Here is a 24703-nt window from a genome sequence, read left to right on the forward strand (position 1 = left end):
GCCGGGGCGGAGGCCGACCGGCCCTCCGACCCTTCGTTATACCTCGTCCGGGTCGGAGTCGAACATCGGTGTGCTGAGTCTCGCCCGCCCCGGCCCGACGCGCCATCCCCCGGGACGCCGCTTCGCCGCCGTGCCTGCACCGGCCGCTGCGTCGGGGACTATCGTCGGCGGACGTGAAGGTATGGATTCCGCACCAGGCCGGCCTGAACCTCCTGGGTGAGCTGCCCTCGGACGTGACGGTGGAGGTCTTCGAGCAGACCGACCGGATGCCGTCCGAGGCGGCCGACGTCCGCTTCTGGGTGCCGCCGTTCCTGGGTGGCTCGGACGCGACGGCGGTGCTGCGGGAGCTGCCCGACCTGGCGGTGGTGCAGTTGCTCTCCGCCGGAGCGGACGCCTGGGCGGGCCGGACACCGCCGGCTGTCACCCTGTGCGATGCCCGCGGCGTGCACGACCCCTCCACCGCCGAGTGGGTCGTCACGGCGATCCTCACGCAGCTGCGGGCGTTCCCGGCGTTCGTCCGCGCGCAGGCCGAGCGGCGCTGGACGTACGCGGAGAACACCCCGACCGACGAGCTGACCGGTAAGCGGGTGCTCATCATCGGCTCCGGCTCGATCGGCGCCGCGGTGCGCGACCGGCTCGCACCCTTCGACGTGAGCTTCACACTGGTCGCCAGGACGGCCCGCCCGGAGCAGGGGGTGCACGCCGTCGAGGAGCTGCCCCGGCTGCTACCCGACGCGGACGTGGTGGTGGTGCTGGTGCCGCTCACCGACCAGACCCGTGGCCTGATCGACAAGGCGTTCCTGGCCGCGATGCCGGACGGGGCGCTGCTGGTGAACGCCGCCCGGGGTCCGGTGGCGCACACCGACGCGCTGGTCGCCGAGCTGGGCACCGGTCGGATCTCGGCGGCGTTGGACGTCACCGACCCGGAGCCGCTGCCCGCCGACTCTCCGCTCTGGGTCATGCCGAACGTGCTGCTCACCCCGCACGTAGGCGGGTCGGTGCGCGGGTTGTTGCCACGGGCCTACCGACTGGTGGGCGATCAGGTCCGCCGGTTCGCCGCCGGGCAACCGCTGATCAACACGGTGGTCGACGGCTACTGACCGGGAGTCTCCGCCGCAGCGTCCGGCAGCGGCTGGCCGGTCGCCGCGACCAGTCGGGGCAGATCCGTCCCACGGACGGCCGGCAGGGTGACCTGGCGGCCGTCGTCGAGCCGGGCCACAGCGCGCCCGCGCTGGTCGCTGGTCAGCTCGAGGACCTGGTCCCAGTCGATCCGACGCTGCCCGACCAGCGCCCGGATGCGCAGCTCCCGCGCGTCGGCGTCGGTGCCGGCCCGCCAGGCCCACACCGCGACGGCGAGCGGGACGAGCAGCACCGGCAGCAGGTAGTCCCGGGCGTTGGCCAGCGGCAGGGCGCCGACGAAGGCGATGATCGCGGCCACCAGGATGGCTTGGTTGTACCGGAAGCGGACAGTGTCGGGCTTACTCACCCTCCGATGATCCCACTCGGGGTTGTTTCGGCTCGCGGCGGGCGGTGCCGGCAGCGTGCGGTACGCCGTACAGTGACACAGGTCGTTGTCTTCCCTGAGTGACCGGCAAGTAACCAATTCGGCCGTCCATCGTTGCCAATCGTGGGTAGCGGACTCGCAACGTCCGATCTCCCGCACCGCCGCACCGCCCCCGTGCCCCCTCACGAAGGCGACCGCCGTGCTCCTCGCGTACCCGTTCCGCGTCCTCGTCCCCCGCCGTGCGGCACCGGAGGCCGCCACGTCCGTGGCGGTGGCGCTGCTCCTCCTCGCCGCCGCCGTCGACCTGGTCCCGCCCTCGGTGGTGATCGCGCTGGCCGCCGGTGCCGGCGCCACGCTCGCCGGGCTGCGACTCTCCCGGCTGGCCTCCCGGCGCGGCAACGCCGACCCGACACCGCGCTCGGCGGGCGTCCTGCTCGACGCGGCGGTGGTGGCGGCGGGTCTCACCGCCGTCGTGCTGCCCCTGGTCGGCATCGGGCACACCCTCGCCGTGCTGATCGGGTCGCTGGTCGTGGCGGCCCTCTCGACGGCCGGTCTGTACCGGCTTCCCGGCCGATCGCGCCCGCCGGCCCCGGTGCGACTGCGGAGGTTGGTCGAGTCGACCAGCCCCGCCGTCGGTCTGGCTCTCGCCGGCTGGTTGCTGCTGCCCCGGGCCGGCCTGCCGGTCCCGGTCGGGCTGGTCGCCGCGTTGACGCTCGGCGGCTTGGGCATGGCCGCGCTGAACGCGTTCGCGGGGCCAAGGCGACGCTCCGGTGCGGCGGTCTGCCGGGGCGGCGTCCTGCTCACAGTGGGCGGGCTGGTGCTGCTGGCCACGTTGCCGTCCGCGCCGGCCGGCCGGGTGGCCCTGCTGGCCGTACCCCCGCTGGTGTTCGGGATGTTGCTCGTCGCTGTCGGCGCGGCGGACGCGGCGGACGAGGCGGAGCCGGTGGAGCCGGTCGCCGCGGCCTGGCCCCGGGCGGTGCTCCCCGCGGCGGTGCTGCTGCTGGCGGCGGGTCTGCACCTGGGCGCCGGCCGCGCACCGGACCAGACGAGTGTGCTGTTGGCCCTGGCGGCGGTGCCGCCCCTGGTGCTGCGCGAGCTGCTGCGCGCCGGTGACGCGTCCACGTCCGTTCGGCGGGCCGCTCATCGACGGCCTGCCGGCCGGTCTCTGCGGCACCGCCGTGCGGCCCCGGCGCGCTGGCCGGGCACACCGGTGCCGCCGCCCGAGCGAGGCCCCGGCGTCCCGGAGGGCACGGCCACCGCGTCGGGGCCCGGCTCGACCTGGTCGCCTGACCACAGGTCCGCCTGGTCGGGGCTCGACCGGCGACCCGCGACGGCGAGCGGCGCCCCCGGCGACCGGGCTGCCCTGCTGGACGCCCTGGCCGCGATCGGCGACGTTCCGGCGCCGGCCGGCGCGCTGCTGCTGGTGGACCTGCACGGCACCGAGGGTTTCGGCCCGACGGCCCGGGAGGACGTGCTGGCCGAGGCGGTGCACCGGGCCCGCGCGGTCATCGCCCCCGACGATCTGGTCACCGGGTGCACGGGGATGGGCTTCGCGGTGGTCACCGCCGCCGGCCCGGTGCTGGCGTACGCGCTGGGCACCCGACTGTTGAGCGCGCTCAGCCCGCCCTACCGGTTGGCCGGCGCGATGCTGCGGGTGCAGACGAGCGTCGGGTTGGCCGAGGTGAGCGGCGCCGGGCCGGCGGACGTGCTCCGGCAGGCCGAGCTGGCCCGGCGCCGGGCCGTTCAGCTGGGCCGGGACCGGGTGGAGTGGTACGACGCGTTCCTGGAGGAACAGCTGGTGCGCCGGCTCGACCTGGAGCGCGAGCTGCCCGGTGCGGTGGCGCGCGGCGAACTCGACCTCGTCTACCAGCCGGTGGTCGACCTGGCCGACGGCCAGCCGGTGGGCGCGGAGGCGCTGCTGCGGTGGCGCAGCCCGGTGCTCGGCACTGTGCTCCCGGCCGAGTTGCTGCCGGTCGCCGAGGACCTGGACCTGGTCGGCGAGTTGGAGTGGTGGGTGCTGGATCGGGCCTGCCGGCAGTTGTCCAACTGGTCGGTGGGTGTCCGGGAGCTGTGGATGGCGGTCAACGTCACGACCCGGGAGCTGACCACGCCCGACTTCGTTCAGCGGCTCGCTGCCGTGCTGGCCGCGTACGGGGTGCCGCCGGAGCGACTGGTGGTGGAGGTGAGTGAGCCGAGGGTCGCCGGTGACCTGCCGACAGTGGTGGCTCGACTGGCCGGGCTGCGGTCGCTGGGCGTACGCACCGCGTTGGACGACTTCCGGGCCGAGCACGCCTCGCTGGCCCAGCTTCGCCGCCTGCCGATCGACCTGCTCAAGGTGGGTCCGGAGTTGGTGGGCGCACGGCCGGACGGGCAACCACCGCTGATCGACGTGGTGGTCAACGTGGGCGAGCGGCTGGGCGTCGAGATCGTCGCCGAGGAGTTGGAGTCGTCGACCCAGGTCGAAGGGGCGCGCCGGGGTGGCTGCCGGTACGGGCAGGGGTTCGCGCTGGCCCGGCCGGCGACGGCCGAGCGGGTCGAGGCGTACTTCGAGGAGTTCCCCTCAGCGTCTCGCTGAACCGGTTCACCTGCCTCGGGGCGGTGCGGTGCTGCCGCGCGGCGTCAGGTGGGCTGTCTCGTCCTGCACCCGCCCGGCCGGCTGCCCGGCGACGACGGCGAGCAGTTGCCGGGCGGCGTGCGCACCGTACGCCGGGATGTCCCGGCCCAGCGCGGTCAGCGGCGGGTGCACCAGCCGGCACAGCGGCGAGTCGTCCCAGGCCACGATGGACAGGTCGCCGGGCACTGTCAGGCCCATCTCCTGGGCGACGGAGAGCCCGGCGATGGCCATCACGTCGTTGTCGTAGATGACAGCAGTGGGCCGGTCGGCCGAGCTGAGCAACCGGCGGGTGGCCCGGCCGCCCTCCTCGCCGGTGTAGTCCGACCAGACGGTGACGGCGTCGACCAGGCCGAGCCGTTGGCAGACCGCCGCGAAGGCGTCGGTGCGGATCTCGGTGTGCCGCAGGTCGGGCAGGCCGGCGACCCGGGCGATCCGCCGATGCCCGAGCGCGACCAGGTACTCCACCGTCTCGGTCAGCGCGGCGGCGTCGTCGGACCAGAGACTCGCCAGCTCACCGGTGCCGCCGGGGCCGCCGATCACCACCGCCGGCAGTTGCAGTTGTTCGAGTGCGGGGATGCGACGGTCGTCGGTGCGCAGGTCGCAGACGAGCACCCCGTCCACCCGCCGTTCGCCCCACCAGCGCCGGTAGACAGCGATCTCGGCGTCCGGGTCGGCCACCACCTGGAGGGTCAGCGCGTACGAGCGGGCGGAGAGTTCGGCCTCGACACCACTGATCAGCGCCATGAAGAACGGCTCGACGCCGAGCGTCCGCGCCGGTCGGCACAGGGCCAGGCCGATCGCCCCGGCGGTGGCGGCCGACAGGGCGCGGGCAGCGCTGCTGCGGCTGAAACCGATCTCCGTGGCGATGGCCAGGATGCGCTGCCGGGTGGCCTCGGAGACGCCGGGCTGCCCGTTCAGCGCGTACGACACGGCGCCCTTGGACACTCCGGCGCGTTGGGCGACGTCGGCGATGGTCGGCCGCTTCACCGGCGTGCTCCTTCGCTCTCGGGCCGTTGACAGCCCGGATTCCGAACCGTACCGTGGCTCAGCTTATCCGGTTCAGTCGGCGTCGTTCGATGCGGGAAGGTGCTGTGACATCGTGAGCCGACAGGCACTCTACGACGGTTGGACAATGCGAGCGGCCCCCCGAGCGCAGGTGCCCGAGGAGATCGCCGGCCGGTCCGTGCCGGCAACCGTGCCGGGCTGCGTACACACCGATCTGCTCGACGCTGGGCTGATCCCCGATCCGTACCTCGACGACAACGAGCTGGCGCTGGCCTGGATCGGGCGCACCGACTGGGTCTACCAGACCACGTTCGTCCACCGGGCGGGCGACGACGAGCGCGTCGACCTGGTCTGCGCCGGCCTGGACACCGTCGCCACGCTCACACTCAACGGCGTCGAGGTCGGCCGCACCGCGAACATGCACCGCGGCTACCGGTTCGACGTCCGACAACTGCTGCGCGACGGGAACAACGACCTGGTCGTCACGTTCGACTCCGCGTACCGCTACGCCGAGGCGCAGCAGGAGCGGCTCGGCGACCGGCCGAACGCCTACCCGGAGCCGTTCCACTTCATCCGCAAGATGGCCTGCAACTTCGGCTGGGACTGGGGGCCGACAGTGGTCACCGCCGGCATCTGGCAGGAGATCGGTCTGCACGCCTGGTCGACCGCCCGGCTCGCCACCGTCCGTCCACTGGCCACCCTGGACGGTCGAGACGGCCGGGTCGAGGTGCACGTCGAGGTCGAGCGGGTAGCGGACGTCCCGCTGACAGTCCGCGCCGCCGTGGCCGGCGCCCGCGCCGAGGTGGTCGTCCCGGCCGGGCAACGCACGGCCGTGCTGACCCTCACCGTCCGCGAGCCCGCCCTGTGGTGGCCCCGGGGGTACGGCGAGCAGGCACGCCACCCGATCGAGGTGACAGTGCACGCACCGGACGGCGACACAGTGGACAGCTGGTCGCACCGGATCGGCTTCCGCTCGGTACGGCTGGACACCACGCCCGACGAGCACGGCACCCCGTTCGCGTTGTCGGTAAACGACGTCCCGGTCTTCGTCCGCGGGGTCAACTGGATCCCGGACGACGCGTTCCCCACCCGGATCACCCGGGCCCGGCTGGCCGAGCGCTTCGACCAGGCGGTCGCCGCCAACGTCAACCTGCTGCGGGTCTGGGGTGGTGGCCGGTACGAGTCGGCGGACTTCTACGACCTCGCCGACGAGCGCGGTCTCCTCGTCCAGCAGGACTTCCTCTTCGCCTGCGCCGCGTACCCAGAGGAGGAGCCGTTCGGCACCGAGGTGGCCGCCGAGGCCGCCGAGCAGGTGACCCGGCTCGCGCCGTACCCGTCGCTGGTGCTCTGGACCGGCAACAACGAGAACATCTGGGGCTGGCACGACTGGGACTGGCAGCCGGCCCTCGCCGGACGCACCTGGGGGCGCGGCTACTACCTCGACGTGCTGCCCCGGATCGTCGGCGAGCTGGACCCGACCCGCCCGTACTGGCCGGGCAGCCCCTGGTCGGGCACCGAGGCGATCCACCCCGACGACCCGGCGCACGGCACCACCCACATCTGGGACGTGTGGAACACCGACGACTACACCAGGTACCGGGAGTACGTCCCGCGCTTCGTGGCCGAGTTCGGCTACCAGGCCCCACCGGCGTACGCCACGCTGCGCCGGGCGTTGAGCGACGAACCCCTGGCGCACGACTCACCGGGTATGGCACACCACCAGAAGGCGGCCGGCGGTGACGGCAAGCTCCAGCGGGGCCTCGACGCGCACCTGCCCGCCCCGGCGGACTTCGACGACTGGCACTACCTGACGCAGCTCAACCAGGCCCGGGCGATCCAGCTCGGGGTGGAGCACTTCCGCTCCCACCGGGACGTCTGCGCGGGCACCATCGTCTGGCAGCTCAACGACTGCTGGCCGGTGACCTCCTGGTCGGCCGTCGACGGCGACGGCCGCCGCAAACCCCTGTGGTACGCGCTGCGCCACGCCTACGCCGACCGGCTGCTCACCGTGCAGCCCCGCGACGGCGGCCTGGCCCTGGTGGCGGTCAACGAGACCGCCGAGGCGTGGACCGCGACGGCCGCTGTCACCCGGTTCACGCTCACCGGGGAGCCGAGGGCGAAGACCTCGGTCGACCTCGACGTCCCGGCGTACTCCTCGGTGGTGCTGGCGCTGCCGGCGGACCTGGCGCGGCCGGAGGATGCCCGGCGCGAGGTGCTGGTCGCGGAGGCCGGTGGCACCGCGGAGCGCGCCCTGTGGTTCTTCGCCGAGGACCGGGAGGTGGACTGGCCGGCGGCGGCCTGGGACGCGACGGTCGAGCCCGTCGACGGTGGGCAGCGGGTCCGGGTCACGGCCCGCACGGTGCTGCGCGACCTGACGCTCTTCGCCGACCGATTGGACCCCGCGGCCACAGTGGACCGGGCCCTGGTCACCCTGCTGCCGGGCGAGTCGACGACGTTCACGGTGCGGCCTTCTGGTCCGCTGGACACCGCTGCGCTGACCGCTCGGCCGGTGCTGCGCTGCGTCAACGACATTCGGCGGAGCTAGGCCGCTACCGGCCACCGCGTCCGACCGCTGACGCGGTCGAGAGCGTGATGCCCCACAGTCATCAAGATGACTATGGGGCATCACCCTCAACGCACCGAGCGCGAGGGATCAGGCGCGGGCGGCGGCGAGCACCTGGCCGACCAGCGCGCCCGAGGTGCCCGAGCGCTCGTACTCGGGCCGGTTCAGGCTGCCACCCATCAGCGGTGCCGGGTTACGGTGCACGGCCGGGCTGTCCGAGCTGACCAGGGCCGCGAAGTGGTACTCGTCGGCGCCGGTCGCCTCGACGATCCGGGCGATGTTGCGCGGGGTGATGCCACCGCCCGGCATGATGACGATCCGGCCGGCGGCCCGGCGCACCAGCTCGGCGATGAGCGGAGCGCCCTCCAGCACGCTGACCTCCTGACCCGAGGTGAGCACCCGCTGCACGCCCAGGTCGATCAGCTGCTCCAGCGCCGCGTACGGGTCGCGGGTCATGTCGAACGCCCGGTGGAAGGTGATGCTGGCGTCGCCCGCGGCGGCGATCAGCCGGCGGGTGGTCGGCACGTCGACGTCACCCTCGGCGGTCAACGCGCCGATCACGATGCCGTGCGCGCCGGCCGCCACCGCGGCCCGAACGTCGCGCTCCATCGCCTCGATCTCGAACGGTGAGTAGATGAAGTCGCCGGCCCGGGGGCGGACGATCACGTGTACCCGGATCCGGTTGACCGCGTGCACTGTCGTCTCGATGGTGCCCAGGCTGGGGGTCAGCCCGCCGTCGAAGAGCGCGGAGCACAACTCCACCCGGTCGGCGCCGGCCTCCTCGGCGGCGACCGCTCCCTCGACGCTGTCGATGCAGATCTCGAATGTGTTCATGATTCTTCCTTTTCCGTGCGAGGCGATGCCGCTTCGGTCCGAGACGATGCTGTGGTCCAGTCGATGACGGCCGTGACGGCACCAACGGGTACGCCGCCGCCGAGCACCGGCACCTGGCGCAGCGCGTCGGCCTCACCCACCGGTACGCCCACGGCGTCGAGGGCGGCGAGGGCGATGACGGTGGTGGCCCGGGGCGAACCGTCGATCGCCTTCACCGCCACCGCGTGACCATCCGGTGCGGCCACCGCGAGCACGCCTTCGGCCCCGCCCTTGGCCAGGACGCCGGGCAGCGCCCGCATCAGGTCGGTGTTCGGGTGCCCGTTCCAACCCCCGACGTACTCCGGGTGTTCGCGCATGGCCTGCGCGACCAGCGCCTCGTCGCTTCCGGCAGGCGCGGTGACCAACGCCTGGAAGGTGCGGGCCAGGCCGGTCAACGACAGGCCGAACAGCGGTGCACCGCAACCGTCGACAGCGTGGTGCGCGATCGGCGTGCCGGCCAGCCGGGCGACGGCGGCGGCGGTTTCCCGCTGGAGCGGGTGGTCGGGGTCGAGGTAGTCGTGGGTGCTCCAGGACCGGGCGACGCAGGCGACGAGCATCGCGGCGTGCTTGCCGGAGCAGTTCATCCGGATCCGGTCGCGCTGTCCGTCGGCGCGGATCAGCCGGTCCCGGGTCGGTTCATCCTCCGGCCAGTCCTCCGGGCAGCCGAGCGCATTCTCGGTCAGGCCGGCCGCGGCCAGCATCGCCCGAACCACCTCGACGTGCCGGTCGTCGCCGGTGTGGCTGCCGGCGGCGAGGGCCAGCGCCGGGCCGGTCAGCTCGTCGCCCGCAGCGATCCGGCAGGCCAGTGCCTGCACCGGCTTGAGGGTGGAGCGAGGCAGCACCGGCTCGTCGGGTACGCCGGCGGACAGTGCGACAGTCCCGTCCGGGGCGAGCACCACGACGCTGCCGTAGTGCCGGCTCTCGACGAAGCCGTTGCGCACGACCCGGGCCAGTTCGGCGTAACGGAAGATGGTCACCGCGGGGTGTTCCCTTCGAGAAGCGGCGGGGGCAGCTCAGCGGTCCGCCGTCCGCGCCGGCCGCCGAAGCGGCCGTTGCGGGCCTGGAGTACGCGGGCGAACTTTGACAGCGAGGCGTTGACCACCAGGTAGATCAGCGCCACCACCAGGAACGTCTGGATCAGCAGGTGGGTGTACGAGGAGAGCACCTGCCCGCTGTAGAGCAGCTCGGTGTAGCTGACCACGAAGCCGAGCGAGGTGTCCTTGAGCAGCCCGACCAGCTGGCTGACCAGGGACGGGGCGAGTTGGAGCAGCGCCTGCGGCAGGACCACCAGCGCCATCACCTGCCCGCGGCGCAGCCCGACCGCGAGGCCGGCCTCGGTCTGCCCACGGTCCAGCGCCAGGATGCCGGACCGGAAGATCTCCGCGAACGCCGCCGAGTTGGAGACCACCAGCGGCACCACGAGCTTCCAGAACAGCGGGAAGTTCATGCCGTACTGCGGCAGGGCGAACAGCGTCACGTAGATCAGCAGCAGGGTGGGGACGGTCCGGAAGATCTCCACGTACGCGCCGGCCAGCCAGCGCAGCGGTCGATGCGTCGACAGCCGGCCGAGCGCCAGCAGCAGCCCGAGCGCGGCGCTGAGCACGGCGGTCGCGGCGGCGGCGCGCAGCGTGGCCCAGAGGCCGTTGAGCAGGTACCGCCAGATGGGCCAGGTGGTGAACGGCTCCCATCGCGCTGCGGCCAACTCGCCGTGGCTGGCGAACTGGTAGACGGCCGCGACCAGTGCGCCGGCCAGGAGGACGGCGCCCAGCACTGTGGCGATCCGGATCCGCCGTTGGGCGCGCGGGCCGGGTTCGTCGAAGAGGATCTGTTGCGTCTTGTTCATCGGACGATCGCCAGCCTTCGTTCGAGCAGGCCGGTGACCTGACCGATGATCAGCGCCAGCAGCATGTAGGCGAGGCCGGCGCCGGTGAAGACAGCGATCGGTTGAGCCTCGACCAGGTTCACCGTGTTGGCCGCCTGGGTCAGCTCGACCACGCCGACGGCGGCGGCCAGCGAGGTGTTCATCAGCAGCGCGATGCAGATGTTGCCGATCGGCTGGATCACCGCCCGCAGTCCCTGCGGCAGGATCACGTGCCGCAGGGACTGGCCGAAGGTGAGCCCGATGGCACGGGCTGCCTCAGCCTGGCCCACACCGACAGTGTTGATCCCGGCGCGGATCGCCTCGGCCAGGTACGCCCCCTCGTACACAGCGATGACGATCGCGGCGGAGGTGAACAGCGGGAACGTGATGCCGATGGTCGGCAGCGCGAACACGAAGAGCACCAGCAGCGCCAGCAGCGGCAGGTTCTGGAACACCTCGACGTACGCGGTGCCGATGGCGCGCAGCAGCGGGACGGGGGCGATGCGCAGGGTGGCCACGACGATGCCCAGCAGCATCGCGCCGACGGTGGTCACGACGGTCAGTTCGACCGTCGTGACCAGGCCGTGGCCAAGCTCGCTCAGGTGGGCGGTGAGGGCTTCCATCGGTACGAGAGACTGCTCAGGAGCCGTCGGCGGAACCGAGGGCGGGCGGGGTGGGCGCCCCACCCTCCACCACCGAGCCGAGGGTGCCTTCCCAGACCTTCGCCCACGTGCCGTCGGCCTGGATCTTCTTCAGCCAGTTGTTGACGAACTCCTTGAACTGCGCGTCCTCCTTGTTGAGGCCGATGCCGTACGCCTCGGTGGTGAACGGCTCGCCGACCACCTTCATCCCCGGGTTCGCCTTGGCGCCCGAGGCGAGCAGCGTGAAGTCCTGCACGTACGCGTCGCCGCGCTTCTGGAGCAGCGCCTGCAACGCCTGCGGGTCGGTGCCGAAGGCGATCTGCTTCGAGCCGGGCGCGGCGGAGGGCAGCGCGGTGACGGCGGGGGTGTTCGCCCCGACGATCACGGTCTTGCCGGCGAGGTCCTTGACGCTCTTGATCGAGGTGTCGTCCTTGCGGACCCCGACCGCGAGGCCGGAGGTGAGGTACGGCCCGGCGAAGGCGACCTGGGTGGCCCGCTGCGGGGTGATCGTGTACGTCTGGAAGACCGCGTCCACCGACTTGGCCTGGAGCATGGCCTCCCGGGTCTGGGTGCCGATGGTCGTCGTCTTCACCTCGGGCTTGCCGATGATGTACTTCGCCAGCAGCTTCGCCATGTCGGCGTCGAAGCCCTCGATGGTGCCGCTGACCGGGTTCTGCTGGGCGAGCAGTGGCGCGTCCAGGGATCCGCCGATGTTCAGGTAGCCGCGCTTGCGGATCGCCTCCATCGTCGAACCGGCCGGTATGTCCGCGTCGGTGGCCACCGGGGCCGCGTCGTACACCGACTGGGCGATGACGCCGTCGCCGCCCAGGCCGGGGTTGCCGGGCAGTGCCGGAGCGCTGCCGCCGCTGTCGCCGCCGCAGCCGGCGGCGGCGAGGGCCACCGCCACCGCGGTGGCGGTGAGGGCGAGCGACCGCCGCCCGGTGAAGCTCATCTTGAGGATTGACATGACACCCTCCCGTTGGGGGCTAGTGCTGGAGGATCTTGGATAGGAAGTCGCGGGCCCGCTCGGTGCGCGGAGCTGCGAAGAAGTCGTCAGGTGCGCCGGATTCGACGATCCGGCCGTCGTCCATGAAGACCACCCGGTCGGCGGCGCGACGGGCGAAGCCCATCTCGTGGGTCACCACGATCATGGTCATCCCCTCGGCGGCGAGGGAGACCATCACGTCGAGCACCTCGTTGACCATTTCCGGGTCGAGGGCCGAGGTCGGCTCGTCGAAGAGCAGCACCTTCGGTTGCATCGCCAGGGCCCGGGCGATAGCGGCCCGCTGCTGCTGCCCGCCGGAGAGTTGGGCCGGGTGGTGGTCTGCCTTGTCGGCGATGCCGACCCGCTCCAGCAGGGCCATCGCCTGCTGCCGCGCCTCGGGTCGGGCGATCCGACGGACGCGGGTGGGGCCGAGGGTGATGTTGTCCAGCACCGTCTTGTGGCCGAAGAGGTTGAAGGACTGGAAGACCATGCCGACATCGGCGCGTAGCCGAGCCAGCGCACGGCCCTCGGCGGGCAACGGCTCACCGTCGATCTCGACGCTGCCCTGCCCGGCGGTCTCCAGCCGGTTGAGGCAGCGGCACAGTGTCGACTTGCCGGAGCCGGAGGGCCCCACCACGACGACCACCTCGCCGGCGGCCACCGTGAGGTCGATGTCCTTGAGCACGTGCAGCGGACCGAACCACTTGTTCAGGCCGCGTACCGACACCATCGGTCGGTTCGCACCCGTCGTCTCCGGTGCCACCAGGCGGCCTCACTTCCTTCGACTACAAAACTAAGTCAGCTTTATATCGAACCAACAGCGTCATCTAAAGGTAGCCAGCAAACTAAGTCAACCGGTTGCTTGAACAAACTAGGGGTGCTAAGAAGCTGACGTGACGATTGACGACGCGCCACGCGATGCCCTCCGGGGCGGCCCCCGGGAGCTACTGCGCTGGGTGGCCACCGGTGCGGCCGTCAGTCGGGCCGACCTGTCCCGCCTCTCCGGGCTCTCCCCGTCGACGGTTTCCCAGCGGGTCGAGGCGTTGATCAGCCAGGGGTTGCTGGAGGAGACCGGCGCCGGGCGGTCGCGGGGCGGGCGGCGACCCCGCCAGCTCGCCGTGCCCACCGGCGGTGCCGTTGTCGGCGCCATCGACCTCGGCGCGCATCACGCCCGCGTCGGCGCACTGGATCTCTCCGGGCGGGTGGTCCGGGCCCGCACCCTGCCGGTCCGCATCGAGGACGGCCCAGAGTCGGTGCTCGGCGCCCTGCTGGCCGAGGTCGCCACGCTGGTGGGCAGCGATCCGGCGGCCTCGGCTGACGGCTCGGCGCCAGGTGCGCTCCGCGGCGTCGGCATCGGGATTCCCGGTCCGGTGCAGCACGCCACCGGGCGGATCGTCAGCCCGTCGCGGATGCCCGGCTGGAATGGCTTCGACGTCGCCGCGTTCTGCGCCGGCCGGGTCGACGTGCCGGTCATCGTGGACAACGACGCCAACCTGATGGCGCTCGGCGCACACCGCACCGCGCATTCCGAGTTGGACCACGCCGTCTACATCAAGGCTGGCACCGGAATCGGCTCCGGTGTGATCTCCAGTGGACGGTTGCACCGGGGCGCGCAGGGCTCCGCCGGAGACATCAGCCACTGTCGGGTGGTGGCCGACCCCGCGCCACCGTGCACCTGCGGAAACGCCGGTTGCCTGGAGGCGGTGGCCAGCGGCGCCGCCCTGGTCACCGCGCTGCGGGAGCAGGGCGTACCGGTCTCCGACCTGACCGGTGTGATCCGCCTGATCGACGACGGTGACCGGCAGGCCACCGCCCTCGCCCGACAGGCCGGTCGCGCCGTCGGCGAGATCCTGGCCGTGGTGGTCAACTTCTTCAACCCGCAGGTGGTGGCCATCGGTGGTCGGCTCGCCGACTGCGAGCCGCTGCTGGCCAGCATGCGGGCCACCCTCTACGAGCGGTGCCTTCCGCTGGCCACCCAGACGCTGCTCATCGAACGGGTCGCCGCCGGCCAGGACGTCGGCATCACCGGTGCCGCCCACCTGGTGATCGACCACGTCGTGGCACCCGCGTAATTTCGCTCAAAGCGACAGCAGTGGTCACTCAGTGTGATCTGGCTCCGTGTTGCATGCCGGATCTATGTGCTTTTGCGCGTATGCCGACGCCGATCATCCTGACAGTTTTCTTACAGGCAGTCACGTAGCCTTCCGGTGTTCCTCACTCACCCGTGACTGCTCCTGGAGGTTTCGACGTGCGGATCAACGGACGGCTGCTCGTGCCGATCTCGTTGGCAGTGGTGCTGGCGACCGCCGCCTGTGGCCTGTCGACACCGGCGTCCGGGCAGGCCGACGTCCCCCGCTCCGGCCCGAGTACGCAGAGCTCAGCTCCGAGTCCCAGGGACACGCCGACCTCCAGCCCAACTCCGGAGATCCCGACCGACGGGCAGATCCCCACCAGGGCCGCCGGCACCTTCACCACCGCCACCGGCACCGGTCGCGTGATCGGCAAGGGCAAGAAACGGGTGCGCTACAGCGTCTCGGTGGAGAAGGGCATCGCCTGGGGTGACATCCCCGCGTGGAAGCCGGGCCGGTTCGCCGCGAGCATCGAGCAGGTGCTGGCCGCACCGAACGGGTGGACCACCTCCGCGCAGCACCCGGTCACCAACTCCGCGGTGAACCTGACCCGGGCGTCGTGGTCCTTCCAGCGGGTCGGCACCTCCAGGGTCGACGTCGACGTTCGGCTCGCGACACCGAGGACAGTGGACAGACTCTGCGGCGCGAGCGGCGTCGACACCGAGGGCGTCTACTCCTGCAAGTACGGCAAGACCATCATGATCAACCTGCGGCGGTGGCTCCAGGGCTCACCGGGATACCCGGTCAGCATCGACGAGTACCACGCCGGCGTGATCAATCACGAGTTCGGTCACTTCCTCGGCTTCGCCCACATGAAGTGCGGCGGTCGCGGCAAGCCGGCCCCGGTCATGATGACCCAGACGATGGGCCTGAACGGGTGCGTGCCGAACGTCAGCCCGTTCGTTGGCAACGGACAGTTCGTCAGCGGACCGTGGGCACCGTCCTGACCGCACGGATCCCGTGGTGATCACTGCCCGACGAGAGGCTTGGCATGCGTACCGGCAGCACCGGAACGGAACGGGCGGGCCCGGCGTGACGCCGAGCCCGCCCGAAGACCGAAGTGATCAGCTGGTGGTGGTCAGACCCTGCAGGCCCTTGAGCATCTCGGCGAAGTCGAGGGTTTCCGCCGTCGGCGGCGTCTCGATGGTCACCGCCTTGCCGTAGTCGGTGTAGTCCATCACCAGGTCGCCCAGCGGGCCCATCTTCATGGTTGCCCGGCTGGGCCGGTACTGCTCGTCGACCCACAGGTCGGTGGTGATGTCCTTGACGCCCATCTTGGTCATCTGCTGCTCGACGCCCGCCCGCAGCTTCTCGTCGATCTGCTGAAGGTAGGTCGCCATCGGCGTGGTGACTGTGTAGTGGACGGTGGCCGTCCCGTTCACCGTCTCCTGCCCGACCACCTTCGTGCCCTCGGTGGCGAGCAGCGTCTTGACCTGCTTGGTCGGGTCGATGTCCTCGAACTGCTTGCCGAAGTTCATCCCGGCCTGCTTGCCGGCGGCGCCCAGGTCCATCTTCATCCAGCGCTTGCCGTCCATCTCCGCGCGGTCCTCCGCCGGAATCTCGACGTAGATGACCGCGCCGACCATCCGGACGATTGTCGCGGCGCCCTTCTCGTCCGTCGTCGTCATCTCGGCCTTCACCGGGTCGCCGAGGTCCAGGACGCCCTTCATCGAGACCTTCTCGCCGCCCGCCGTGCCCGTCATCGTCACGGTCACCGAGTCGCTCTTGTCGGTGGCTTCGGCGGTCTTCTGCAGCGACCCCTTCAGGTCACTGGCCAGCAGCTCCAGGACGCTGGGCTGCTTGGGCGCGTCGGATCCGCCGGACGTTGTGCCGCACGCGGAGACAGCGAGCGCGGTGAGCGCCGAGACCGCCACAGCCACGGACTTCTTGCCAAATGACACGTACACGCCTCTTCCCGCTGGAATCCGGGCTCTCCCCGAATTGATCGACGACACGCTAGCCCACGCGACCGACATCCGCGGACCGTGTTTCGCCGACGACATCACCGATGTCGGGGTGCCCGAGCGAGTGGGACACCCCGACATCGGTGATCCAGCGTCGATCGCGAGCGGTGGTCACTCCGGGACGCGGCGGTAGGCGCCGTCGCTGGCCGAGGTGGCCATCGAGGCGTACGCGCGCAGCGCCGCCGACACCGGGCGCTGTCGATCGGTCGGGGTGTACGGCTTGTCGCGCTTCTCCTCGGCCACCCGTCGTGCCTCCAGCTCCTCGGCGGGCACGTTCAGCTCGATCAACCGGCCCGGGATGTCGATGACGACCTCGTCGCCGTCGCGGACCAGGGCGATCAGCCCGCCGGAGGCCGCCTCGGGCGAGACGTGCCCGATGGAGAGCCCCGAGGTGCCACCGGAGAAACGGCCGTCGGTGAGCAGCGCGCAGGAGCGGCCCAGCCCGCGTCCCTTGAGGAACGAGGTGGGGTAGAGCATCTCCTGCATGCCGGGGCCGCCCTTGGGCCCCTCGTACCGGATCACCACGACGTCTCCGGCGACGACCTGCTTGGCGAGGATCGCGGTCACCGCGTCGTCCTGCGACTCGTAGACCTTCGCCGGGCCACGGAAGGTCAGGCAGTCGTCGGGCACGCCGGCGGTCTTCACCACGCTGCCCTCGGGTGCCAGGTTGCCGTGCAGGATGGCCAGCCCACCGTCGGCGGAGTAGGCGTGCTCGCGGTCCCGGATGCAGCCGCCGGCCGCGTCGGTGTCCAGCGACGACCACCGGTTGGTGGTGGAGAACGGTTCGACGGTACGCACGCCGCCGGGGGCGGCGTGGAACAGCTCGACGGCCGTCGGGGTGGGGGAGCCACCGCGCACGTCCCAGTCGGTCAGCCACTGCGCGAGAGAGGGGGAGTGCACGGCCCACACGTCCCGGTTGAGCTGCCCCGCCCGGTCGAGTTCGCCGAGGATCGCCGGAATGCCACCGGCCCGGTGCACGTCCTCCATGTGGTAGTTCGGTGAGTTCGGCGCGACCTTGGCCAGGCACGGCACCCGCCGGGAGATCGCGTCGATGTCGGAGACGCCGAAGTCCATCTCCGCCTCGCGGGCGGCGGCGAGCAGGTGCAGCACCGTGTTGGTGGAGCCGCCCATCGCCACGTCCAGGGCGACGGCGTTCTCGAAGGCTTCCTTGGAGGCGACCGTACGCGGCAGCACCGAGTCGTCGTCGCCGTCGTACCACCGCTTGGAGATCTCCACGATGGTCCGGCCGGCCTCGACGAAGAGCGACCGGCGGGCGGCGTGGGTGGCCAGCGTCGAGCCGTTGCCGGGCAGGGCGAGCCCGATCGCCTCGGTGAGGCAGTTCATCGAGTTGGCGGTGAACATGCCGGAGCAGGAGCCGCAGGTCGGGCAGGCGGAGCGTTCGATCTCACCGAGCTGCTCGTCGGTGACCGCCTCGTTGGAGGAGGCGATCATCGCGTCGATCAGGTCGATCTTGCTGTGCACGACGCCCTCGATCGCCATCGTCTTGCCGGCCTCCATCGGGCCGCCGGAGACGAAGACGGTCGGGATGTTGAGCCGCAACGCGGCCAGCAGCATCCCGGGGGTGATCTTGTCGCAGTTGGAGATGCAGACCAGGGCGTCCGCGCAGTGCGCGTTGACCATGTATTCGACAGCGTCGGCGATCAGCTCACGGCTGGGCAGCGAGTAGAGCATGCCGCCGTGGCCCATCGCGATGCCGTCGTCGACGGCGATGGTGTTGAACTCCCGGCCCACCCCGCCGGCCTCGGCGACCGCGTCGGCGACCAGGCCACCCATGTCCTTGAGGTGTACGTGACCAGGCACGAACTGGGTGAAACTGTTGGCGATGGCGACGATCGGCTTGCCGAAATCGTCGTCGGTCATCCCGGTGGCCCGCCAGAGGGCCCGGGCGCCGGCCATCGTCCGACCGTGTGTGGAGGTCCTCGACCGCAGCTCAGGCATACATACCAGCATGACACCGTCGGCGCGCCGGCCCACCCGGGTATCTGCCGTGTCCCAACAGATGCACACTCAGCCCCCCATGACGTGCGCCCATCCGGCACTCTTGGAGGCGTGCATTTTCCACCGGGCATGGTCGCTGTCGCGGCGCTCAGCGGGCTCGTCGCCGCGGTGGCCGTCGTGCTGCTGACCATCGTCGCCCGGCGGCGGACGGGTCGGCGTCGACCGGCACACGTGCTGCTCGCGGCGGCCGCCGGAGGTGCGCTGCTCAGCCTCCTGACCGGGGTGCTCGCCGCGCTCAGCGCCAACGACCACTGGGCCCACGAGCAGGGTCAGCGCACCGGTTGGGCGACAGTGGTGGCGATCGGCACGGCGGTGAGCGGGCTGGCCTTCGCCGCTGGTCTGCTCCGGCTGCCCGGGGTGGCCGCCACCGCTGCGGGAACGGCCCGGCTCGCCCTGGACGGGTTGGTCATGGCGGCGGCGCTGTGGTTCGTCGGTTGGGTGCTCTTCTCCGAGCCCACCCGGTTGCTCGGTGCCGCCACCCCGATGGCCTGCCCGGCGATCCTGGTGGCCACCGTGAGCGCCGCGCTCGGTGCCGGGCTTGTCGTGATCATCGTCTTCCGGGCCGCCACCCCACGTCGACGGCTCGCCGCGCTGGGCGCCGGCATCAGCGCGGTGACCTGCGGCGGGCTGGGTCTGAGCGCCGGGCTCTGCCAGGCCGGGCCGACAATGGCGCTGACCGGTGCGGCGATGCTCGCCGCCGGCCTGCTGACAGTGGCGCTCGCGGTCCACCGGGCCGACCGGCCGGGGCAGGTCGACCTGGACCTGGTCGGGAGCGACGGCGAGTACGCGATCGCTCCGATGCTGGCGATGGCCGCCTCGGCGATGTACCACCTCGCCCAGGACGGCCGGTTCACAGCGGCCGGCATCGTGGCCGGCAGTGTGGAGGGCTTCGCCCTGGTGGCACGGCAGTACCTCACCCTGCGCGACGTCCGCGGGTACGCGGGCCGCCTGGCCGAGCGTGAGGCGCACTTCCGTGAGCTGGCGCACACCGATCCGCTGACGTCGTTGGCGAACCGGCGCGGGCTGCTCCGGGCGCTGCACCGCAACGCCGCGGACCACAACCCGTGTGTGCTGCTCGGCCTTGACCTGGACGGTTTCAAGAACGTCAACGACATGCGGGGCCACGACGTGGGCGACGCCGTGCTGGCCGAGGTGGGCCGGCGGCTGCGCGGCAACCTGCGCCCCGGCGACGTGGCCGCCCGGTTGGGTGGCGACGAGTTCGCCGTGCTCATGCAGGGCCGCCCGGTCGAGGCGGACCGGGTCGCCGAACGGCTCCTCGGGGTGCTCAACCGCCCCTACGACCAGCCGGAGGGGCCGGTCTTCCTGTCGGTGAGCATCGGCGTGGCCGACTGGGCGGACGAGCCGGACGTGGAGCTGCTGCTGCGCCACGCCGACCTGGCGTTGCGCTACGCCAAGCAGCGGGGGAAGAACCGCATCGAGCGGTACGACGCCGCGTACGACCTGCTGCTGCGCCGGCGTACGACTGTGGAGCACGAGCTGCGCGGGGCCATCGACCGCGACGAGCTGCGGTTGGCCTTCCAGCCGGTGGCGTCGCTGCCGTCGGTGCGGCCGGTCGGCGCCGAGGCGCTGCTCCGTTGGCACCATCCTGAGCTGGGCAACGTGCGTCCGGACGAGTTCATCCCGCTCGCCGAGGAGTGCGGGATGATCGCCCCGCTCGGCGCCTGGGTGCTGCATCAGGCCTGCTACCAGCTCTCCCGGTGGCTGGCGGACGGGCACGACGTCTGGGTGTCGGTGAACGTCTCCCCACGTGAGCTGCACGCCCCGGAGTACGTGGTCCAGGTCGCCGAGGCGCTGCGCGCCCACCACGTGCCGCCGCAGCGGCTGGTGCTGGAGGTCACCGAGCACGCGGTCGCCACCGACCTGGACGAGCTGATCCGGCGGCTCACAGCGCTGCGGTTGACCGGTGTCCGGATCGCGCTGGACGACTTCGGGGCCGGCTACTCGTCGCTGGGGCAGCTGCGCCGGTTGCCGATCGACATCCTCAAGATCGATCACAGCCTGGTCGCCGAGCACGAGCCGGTCCATCCGGTCGGCCAGGACGGCCCGGCGTTCGCCCCGATGGTCGACATCGTCATGCGCCTGGGCCACCAGTTGGGGCTGGAGGTGATCGCCGAGGGGGTGACCACTCCGACCGAGTTGGCAGCGGTGGTGGCCGCCGGTTGCCGCTTCGGCCAGGGCGCGCTCTTCGGCTGGGGGGTGCCGGCCGAGCACCTGGAGGCGATGCTGGAGGCGGCCACGTCCCCCGGTGCGCGTCCCGCTCCGGTGCCCGCGCCACGTCGCGTTGCGGGCGGGTCCGCCCAGCTCACCGCGCCTGCCGATGGCGCGTCGCCGGCCGGCGCGCCGACCTCCGTTAACCAACATATGGGATCAGTTGACTCATCGCGTGAGATGCGTCAGGCTTAGCCGCATGTCGTCGTACCGGTCGCTGCGAGTACTTACCTGAGCGCACTCTCCCTCACCGAGAGTGCGCTGGCCCCGTGCATCTGCACGAGGGCCGTTTTTATTGCCATCGGAACCTGGCGAAGCGGGCCGCGCCCGCGTCGCATCGCTTGACTAGCCACCAGCCACTCCAGCCGAAGGCCAGAACCGCCATGACGAGACCCACGCCCGAGACCCTCGCCCACACCGCCCGCCGGGCCCGCGCGGCCGCCGACCCGACCCTCGACGTCGACCAGGCCGCCACGCGCACGGCCACCCCGGCCGCCCCGGCGGTACGGCCCGCCGCCGCGACCCCGATCTCCGGGGCCAGCTCGCTCGTGCGGTCCCTTGAGGCGCTCGAGGTCGACGTCGTCTTCGGCATTCCGGGCGGCGCGATCCTGCCGGCGTACGACCCGCTCTACGACTCGACGGTCCGGCACATCCTGGTGCGACACGAGCAGGGCGCGGGGCACGCGGCGACCGGCTACGCGCAGGCCACCGGCAAGGTCGGCGTCTGCATCGCCACCTCCGGCCCGGGCGCGACGAACCTGGTCACCCCGATCGCCGACGCGTACATGGACTCGGTGGCGATGGTGGCGATCACCGGGCAGGTGGCCAGCCCCTTGATCGGCACCGACGGCTTCCAGGAAGCGGACATCCAGGGCATCACCCTGCCGATCACCAAGCACAACTTCCTCGTGCAGAACGCCGAGGAGATCCCCCGGGTGCTGGCCGAGGCGTTCCACCTGGCCAGCAGCGGGCGACCCGGCCCGGTGCTGGTCGACATCCCCAAGGACGTGCTCCAGGCGTCGACCACCTTCTCCTGGCCGCCGACCCTGGACCTGCCCGGCTACCGGCCCACCCTGCACCCGCACGGCAAGCAGATCCGGGAGGCGGCACGGTTGATGGCTGCGGCCCGACGGCCGGTGCTCTACGTGGGCGGCGGGGTGCTCAAGGCCGGTGCCACCGACGGGCTGCGCCGGCTGGCCGAGCTGACCGGCATCCCTGTCGTCACCACGCTGATGGCGCTCGGCGCGTTCCCGGACTCGCACCAGCAGCACCTCGGCATGCCCGGCATGCACGGCACCGTCGCCGCGGTCTACGGCCTGCAGAAGGCGGATCTGATCGTCGCGCTGGGCGCACGTTTCGACGACCGGGTCACCGGCAAACTGGACTCGTTCGCCCCGGATGCGGCAGTGGTCCACGCGGACATCGACCCCGCCGAGATCGGCAAGAACCGGCACGTGGACGTGCCGATCGTCGGCGACGCCAAGCACGTCATCGACGAGCTGGTCGCCGCGGTCACCGCCGAGCGGTCGGCGGGGCGCACCACCGACCTCGGTGACTGGTGGACGCAGCTGGACGACCTGCGCAACCGTTACCCGCTGGGCTACGACGAGCCGGTCGACGGGACCCTGTCCCCGCAGTACGTCATCAAGCGGCTGGGCGAGATCGTCGGCCCGGACGCGATCTTCGTGGCGGGGGTGGGCCAGCACCAGATGTGGGCGTCGCAGTTCATCTCCTACGAGAAGCCGTACACCTGGTTGAATTCCGGCGGCCTCGGCACGATGGGCTACGCGGTTCCGGCGGCGATGGGCGCCAAGGTCGGCAAGCCGGACACTGTGGTCTGGGCGGTGGACGGTGACGGCTGCTTCCAGATGACCAACCAGGAGTTGGCGACCTGCGCGTTGGAGGGCATCCCGGTCAAGATCGCCGTCATCAACAACGGCAACCTCGGCATGGTCCGGCAGTGGCAGACGCTCTTCTACAACGAGCGCTACTCCAACACCGAGCTCGGCACCCACAAGCACCGCATCCCCGACTTCGTCAAGCTCGCCGAGGCCCTGGGCTGTGTCGGGCTGCGGTGCGAGAGCGCCGACGACGTGGACAAGACCATCGCCGCCGCCATGGAGATCAACGACGCCCCCGTGGTGATCGACTTCGTGGTCGGCAAGGACGCGATGGTGTGGCCGATGGTCGCCGCCGGCACCAGCAACGACGAGATCATGTTCGCCCGCGGCGTCCGCCCGGCCTTCGACGAGGATGACATTTGACATGAGTGAGCACAGCGAACGAATCAGCAAGCTCAGCATTGCCAATGGTCGTGACGCGACCGAGCGAAGCGAGGCCGTGGCATGACGATGCATACGCTGTCCGTGCTGGTGGAGAACAAGCCCGGCGTGCTCGCCCGGGTCTCCGGCCTGTTCTCCCGGCGCGGGTTCAACATCGACAGCCTCGCGGTCGGCGAGACCGAGAACCCGGACGTCTCCCGGATCACCATCGTGGTCAACGCGGAGTCGTCGCCACTGGAGCAGGTCACCAAGCAGCTGAACAAGCTGGTCAACGTACTCAAGATCGTTGAGCTGGATCCGCAGGTCTCGGTCGCCCGGGAGTTGCTGCTGGTGAAGGTTCGCGCCGACCGGTCCGCGCGGTCGCAGGTGCTGGAGACCGTCAACCTGTTCCGCGCCCGGGTGGTCGACGTCGCACCGGACACGCTGACCATCGAGGCCACCGGCACCCCGGACAAGCTCGACGCGCTGCTGCGCGACCTCGAGGCGTTCGGCATCAAGGAAATGGTCCAGTCCGGGTTGGTGGCCATCGGGCGCGGCTCGCGTTCGATCACCGCCGGTCCCGCGCTGCGGGCCGCCTGACCCGCCGGTCGGCCCTCGGCCGGCCGTCCCGGAATTCATCCGCACAGACCACGACGGGCCGCCCCGGCCGTCGTACGAAAGGGAAGTTCTCATGAGCGTTGAGGTGTACTACGACGACGATGCCGACCTCGGCCTGATCCAGGCCAAGAAGGTCGCGGTGATCGGTTACGGCAGCCAGGGCCACGCCCACGCGCTGTCGCTGCGTGACTCCGGCGTCGACGTGGTGATCGGTCTGCCGGAGGGCTCGAAGAGCCGTCCGAAGGCTGAGGAGCAGGGCCTGCGGGTGGTCACGCCCGCGGAGGCCGCCGCCGAGGCCGATGTGATCATGGTGCTCGCACCGGACACCGCCCAGCGCGGGATCTACGCGGAGTCGATCGCCCCGCACCTCGCCCCCGGCAAGGCGATCTTCTTCGGCCACGGCTTCAACATCCGGTACGGCCTGATCAAGCCGCCGGCCGAGGTGGACGTGGCGATGGTCGCGCCCAAGGGCCCCGGCCACCTGGTCCGCCGCCAGTACAGCGACGGCAAGGGCGTGCCCTGTCTCGTCGCCGTCGAGCAGGACGCCAGCGGCAACGCGCTCGCGCTCGCCCTCGCGTACGCCAAGGGGATCGGCGGCACCCGGGCCGGCGCGATCAAGACCACCTTCACCGAGGAGACCGAGACCGACCTCTTCGGCGAGCAGGCGGTGCTCTGCGGCGGCGCCTCGGCGCTGGTGCAGACCGGTTTCGAGGTGCTCACCGAGGCCGGCTACGCCCCGGAGATCGCCTACTTCGAGTGCCTGCACGAGCTGAAGCTGATCGTCGACCTCATGTACGAGGGCGGCATCGCGAAGATGCGCTACAGCATCTCCGACACCGCCGAGTACGGCGACCTCTCCCGCGGCTCGCGCATCATCGACTCCCGGGTCAAGGACGAGATGCGCAAGATCCTGGGTGAGATCCAGTCCGGCGAGTTCGCCCGCGAGTGGGTCGCCGAGGACGAGGCCGGCCGGCCCAACTTCACCAAGTGGCAGGCCGAGGGTGCGGCGCACCCGATCGAGGAGACCGGCAAGAAGCTGCGCGGCATGATGAGCTGGGTCGACCGCCCGATCACCGAGACCGCCTGACCCGTTCGAACGATCTACCGACAGGCCCTGGGCCGGCGCTCTCCCCAGCGCCGCTCCGGGGCTGCCCGGCATGCTGCCGCCCGTCGATACGTCGGGCGGCAGTGCTCGTGCGCCACGACCCTCCCGCAGTGGCCGGGTGACCGACGCCGCCGGTGCTCGGCGTGGCCGGAGCAACCGTGTCGGTCCGGTGAACGGCCGATGTCCGTCGCCCGACCGGGCGTGTGAGGGCACTCACCCTGAAGAGCGGAACACGCCGACCAGCGGGGCCCCTACGATCGCCTGTAGGTGCAGCAGCCGGCACCTGACGGCCACGGCACGGATCAGCGCAGGGCGCAGTGCGGCGCCCCGCC

The 24703-nt window shown here is 71.4% G+C and carries 19 protein-coding genes; 9 read left to right on the top strand and 10 right to left on the bottom strand.

Going from position 1 to position 24703, the window contains the following annotated elements:
* Positions 1 to 173: 173 nt before the first annotated feature.
* On the top strand, positions 174 to 1100 hold the full coding sequence (locus NIE79_RS30555) for a 2-hydroxyacid dehydrogenase (protein ID WP_238681872.1): 927 nt from the start codon (positions 174 to 176) through the stop codon (positions 1098 to 1100).
* Here NIE79_RS30555 and NIE79_RS30560 read toward each other — a convergent pair.
* Positions 1094 to 1486 carry a PH domain-containing protein gene (locus tag NIE79_RS30560; RefSeq protein WP_238681873.1) on the bottom strand — a complete coding sequence of 131 codons (393 nt, stop codon included), beginning with the start codon at positions 1484 to 1486 and terminating at the stop codon, positions 1094 to 1096. The two genes, NIE79_RS30555 and NIE79_RS30560, sit on opposite strands and share 7 nt — an antisense overlap.
* Positions 1487 to 1703: 217 nt before the next feature.
* Here NIE79_RS30560 and NIE79_RS30565 point away from each other — a divergent pair, with 217 nt between their 5' ends.
* Positions 1704 to 4079 carry a GGDEF domain-containing phosphodiesterase gene (locus NIE79_RS30565; protein WP_238681874.1) on the top strand — a complete coding sequence of 792 codons (2376 nt, stop codon included), beginning with the start codon at positions 1704 to 1706 and terminating at the stop codon, positions 4077 to 4079.
* Between the two features lie 6 nt (positions 4080 to 4085).
* Here NIE79_RS30565 and NIE79_RS30570 read toward each other — a convergent pair whose 3' ends face one another.
* On the bottom strand, positions 4086 to 5105 hold the full coding sequence (locus NIE79_RS30570) for a LacI family DNA-binding transcriptional regulator (RefSeq protein ID WP_238681875.1): 1020 nt from the start codon (positions 5103 to 5105) through the stop codon (positions 4086 to 4088).
* A gap of 145 nt (positions 5106 to 5250) precedes the next feature.
* Between NIE79_RS30570 and NIE79_RS30575 the strand changes: the two genes are divergently transcribed.
* Positions 5251 to 7668 carry a glycoside hydrolase family 2 protein gene (locus NIE79_RS30575; RefSeq protein WP_238681895.1) on the top strand — a complete coding sequence of 806 codons (2418 nt, stop codon included), beginning with the start codon at positions 5251 to 5253 and terminating at the stop codon, positions 7666 to 7668.
* A 108-nt stretch (positions 7669 to 7776) separates the two neighbouring features.
* Here NIE79_RS30575 and NIE79_RS30580 read toward each other — a convergent pair whose 3' ends face one another.
* Genes NIE79_RS30580 through NIE79_RS30605 form a run of 6 tightly spaced genes read right to left on the bottom strand, consistent with a single transcriptional unit; the run spans position 7777 to position 12776 of the window.
* Positions 7777 to 8520: a copper homeostasis protein CutC gene (locus tag NIE79_RS30580; protein ID WP_238681876.1), complete on the bottom strand. Its 744-nt coding sequence runs from the start codon at positions 8518 to 8520 to the stop codon at positions 7777 to 7779.
* Positions 8517 to 9536 carry an asparaginase gene (locus tag NIE79_RS30585; RefSeq protein WP_238681877.1) on the bottom strand — a complete coding sequence of 340 codons (1020 nt, stop codon included), beginning with the start codon at positions 9534 to 9536 and terminating at the stop codon, positions 8517 to 8519. Before NIE79_RS30585 ends, NIE79_RS30580 begins: the two co-directional genes overlap by 4 nt.
* A complete protein-coding gene (locus NIE79_RS30590) occupies positions 9533 to 10402 on the bottom strand; it encodes an amino acid ABC transporter permease (protein ID WP_238681878.1) in 870 nt (289 codons plus the stop codon). The genes NIE79_RS30585 and NIE79_RS30590 overlap by 4 nt, the downstream gene beginning before the upstream one ends.
* Positions 10399 to 11043 (bottom strand): amino acid ABC transporter permease, encoded by a 645-nt coding sequence (locus NIE79_RS30595; protein ID WP_112582064.1) that lies wholly within the window; start codon positions 11041 to 11043, stop codon positions 10399 to 10401. Before NIE79_RS30595 ends, NIE79_RS30590 begins: the two co-directional genes overlap by 4 nt.
* Positions 11044 to 11059: 16 nt before the next feature.
* Positions 11060 to 12028, bottom strand: coding sequence for a glutamate ABC transporter substrate-binding protein (locus NIE79_RS30600; RefSeq protein ID WP_238681879.1), 969 nt, complete (start codon positions 12026 to 12028; stop codon positions 11060 to 11062).
* A gap of 19 nt (positions 12029 to 12047) precedes the next feature.
* Positions 12048 to 12776 carry an amino acid ABC transporter ATP-binding protein gene (locus NIE79_RS30605; RefSeq protein WP_238681896.1) on the bottom strand — a complete coding sequence of 243 codons (729 nt, stop codon included), beginning with the start codon at positions 12774 to 12776 and terminating at the stop codon, positions 12048 to 12050.
* Between the two features lie 163 nt (positions 12777 to 12939).
* Between NIE79_RS30605 and NIE79_RS30610 the strand changes: the two genes are divergently transcribed.
* Positions 12940 to 14118, top strand: a complete 1179-nt coding sequence (locus NIE79_RS30610) for an ROK family transcriptional regulator (protein WP_238681880.1) — start codon at positions 12940 to 12942, stop codon at positions 14116 to 14118.
* A gap of 176 nt (positions 14119 to 14294) precedes the next feature.
* Entirely contained in the window at positions 14295 to 15122 is an 828-nt protein-coding gene (locus tag NIE79_RS30615; protein WP_238681881.1) for a DUF3152 domain-containing protein, read from the top strand.
* A 117-nt stretch (positions 15123 to 15239) separates the two neighbouring features.
* Here NIE79_RS30615 and NIE79_RS30620 read toward each other — a convergent pair whose 3' ends face one another.
* Both NIE79_RS30620 and ilvD read right to left on the bottom strand, forming a co-directional pair.
* On the bottom strand, positions 15240 to 16076 hold the full coding sequence (locus tag NIE79_RS30620) for an SCO4651 family lipoprotein (protein WP_238681882.1): 837 nt from the start codon (positions 16074 to 16076) through the stop codon (positions 15240 to 15242).
* A gap of 174 nt (positions 16077 to 16250) precedes the next feature.
* Positions 16251 to 18098 carry a dihydroxy-acid dehydratase gene (ilvD, locus tag NIE79_RS30625; RefSeq protein ID WP_238681883.1) on the bottom strand — a complete coding sequence of 616 codons (1848 nt, stop codon included), beginning with the start codon at positions 18096 to 18098 and terminating at the stop codon, positions 16251 to 16253.
* A 129-nt stretch (positions 18099 to 18227) separates the two neighbouring features.
* On the opposite strand from ilvD, the gene NIE79_RS30630 reads away from it, so the two are divergent.
* The 4 genes from NIE79_RS30630 to ilvC all read left to right on the top strand — a co-directional run bounded on the left by NIE79_RS30630 (position 18228) and on the right by ilvC (position 24353).
* Positions 18228 to 20582 (top strand): putative bifunctional diguanylate cyclase/phosphodiesterase, encoded by a 2355-nt coding sequence (locus tag NIE79_RS30630; protein ID WP_274524917.1) that lies wholly within the window; start codon positions 18228 to 18230, stop codon positions 20580 to 20582.
* A 188-nt stretch (positions 20583 to 20770) separates the two neighbouring features.
* The gene (locus NIE79_RS30635) at positions 20771 to 22651 is read left to right on the top strand and encodes an acetolactate synthase large subunit (RefSeq protein WP_238681885.1); all 1881 of its coding nucleotides are present in this window, start codon (positions 20771 to 20773) and stop codon (positions 22649 to 22651) included.
* Positions 22652 to 22732: 81 nt separating this feature from the next.
* Positions 22733 to 23248 carry an acetolactate synthase small subunit gene (gene ilvN / locus NIE79_RS30640; RefSeq protein ID WP_088946549.1) on the top strand — a complete coding sequence of 172 codons (516 nt, stop codon included), beginning with the start codon at positions 22733 to 22735 and terminating at the stop codon, positions 23246 to 23248.
* A gap of 91 nt (positions 23249 to 23339) precedes the next feature.
* The gene (ilvC, locus tag NIE79_RS30645; RefSeq protein ID WP_238681886.1) at positions 23340 to 24353 is read left to right on the top strand and encodes a ketol-acid reductoisomerase; all 1014 of its coding nucleotides are present in this window, start codon (positions 23340 to 23342) and stop codon (positions 24351 to 24353) included.
* Positions 24354 to 24703 lie beyond the last annotated feature (350 nt).

The sequence above is a fragment of the Micromonospora trifolii genome, from assembly GCF_022229005.1.
GTDB lineage: Bacteria > Actinomycetota > Actinomycetes > Mycobacteriales > Micromonosporaceae > Micromonospora > Micromonospora trifolii.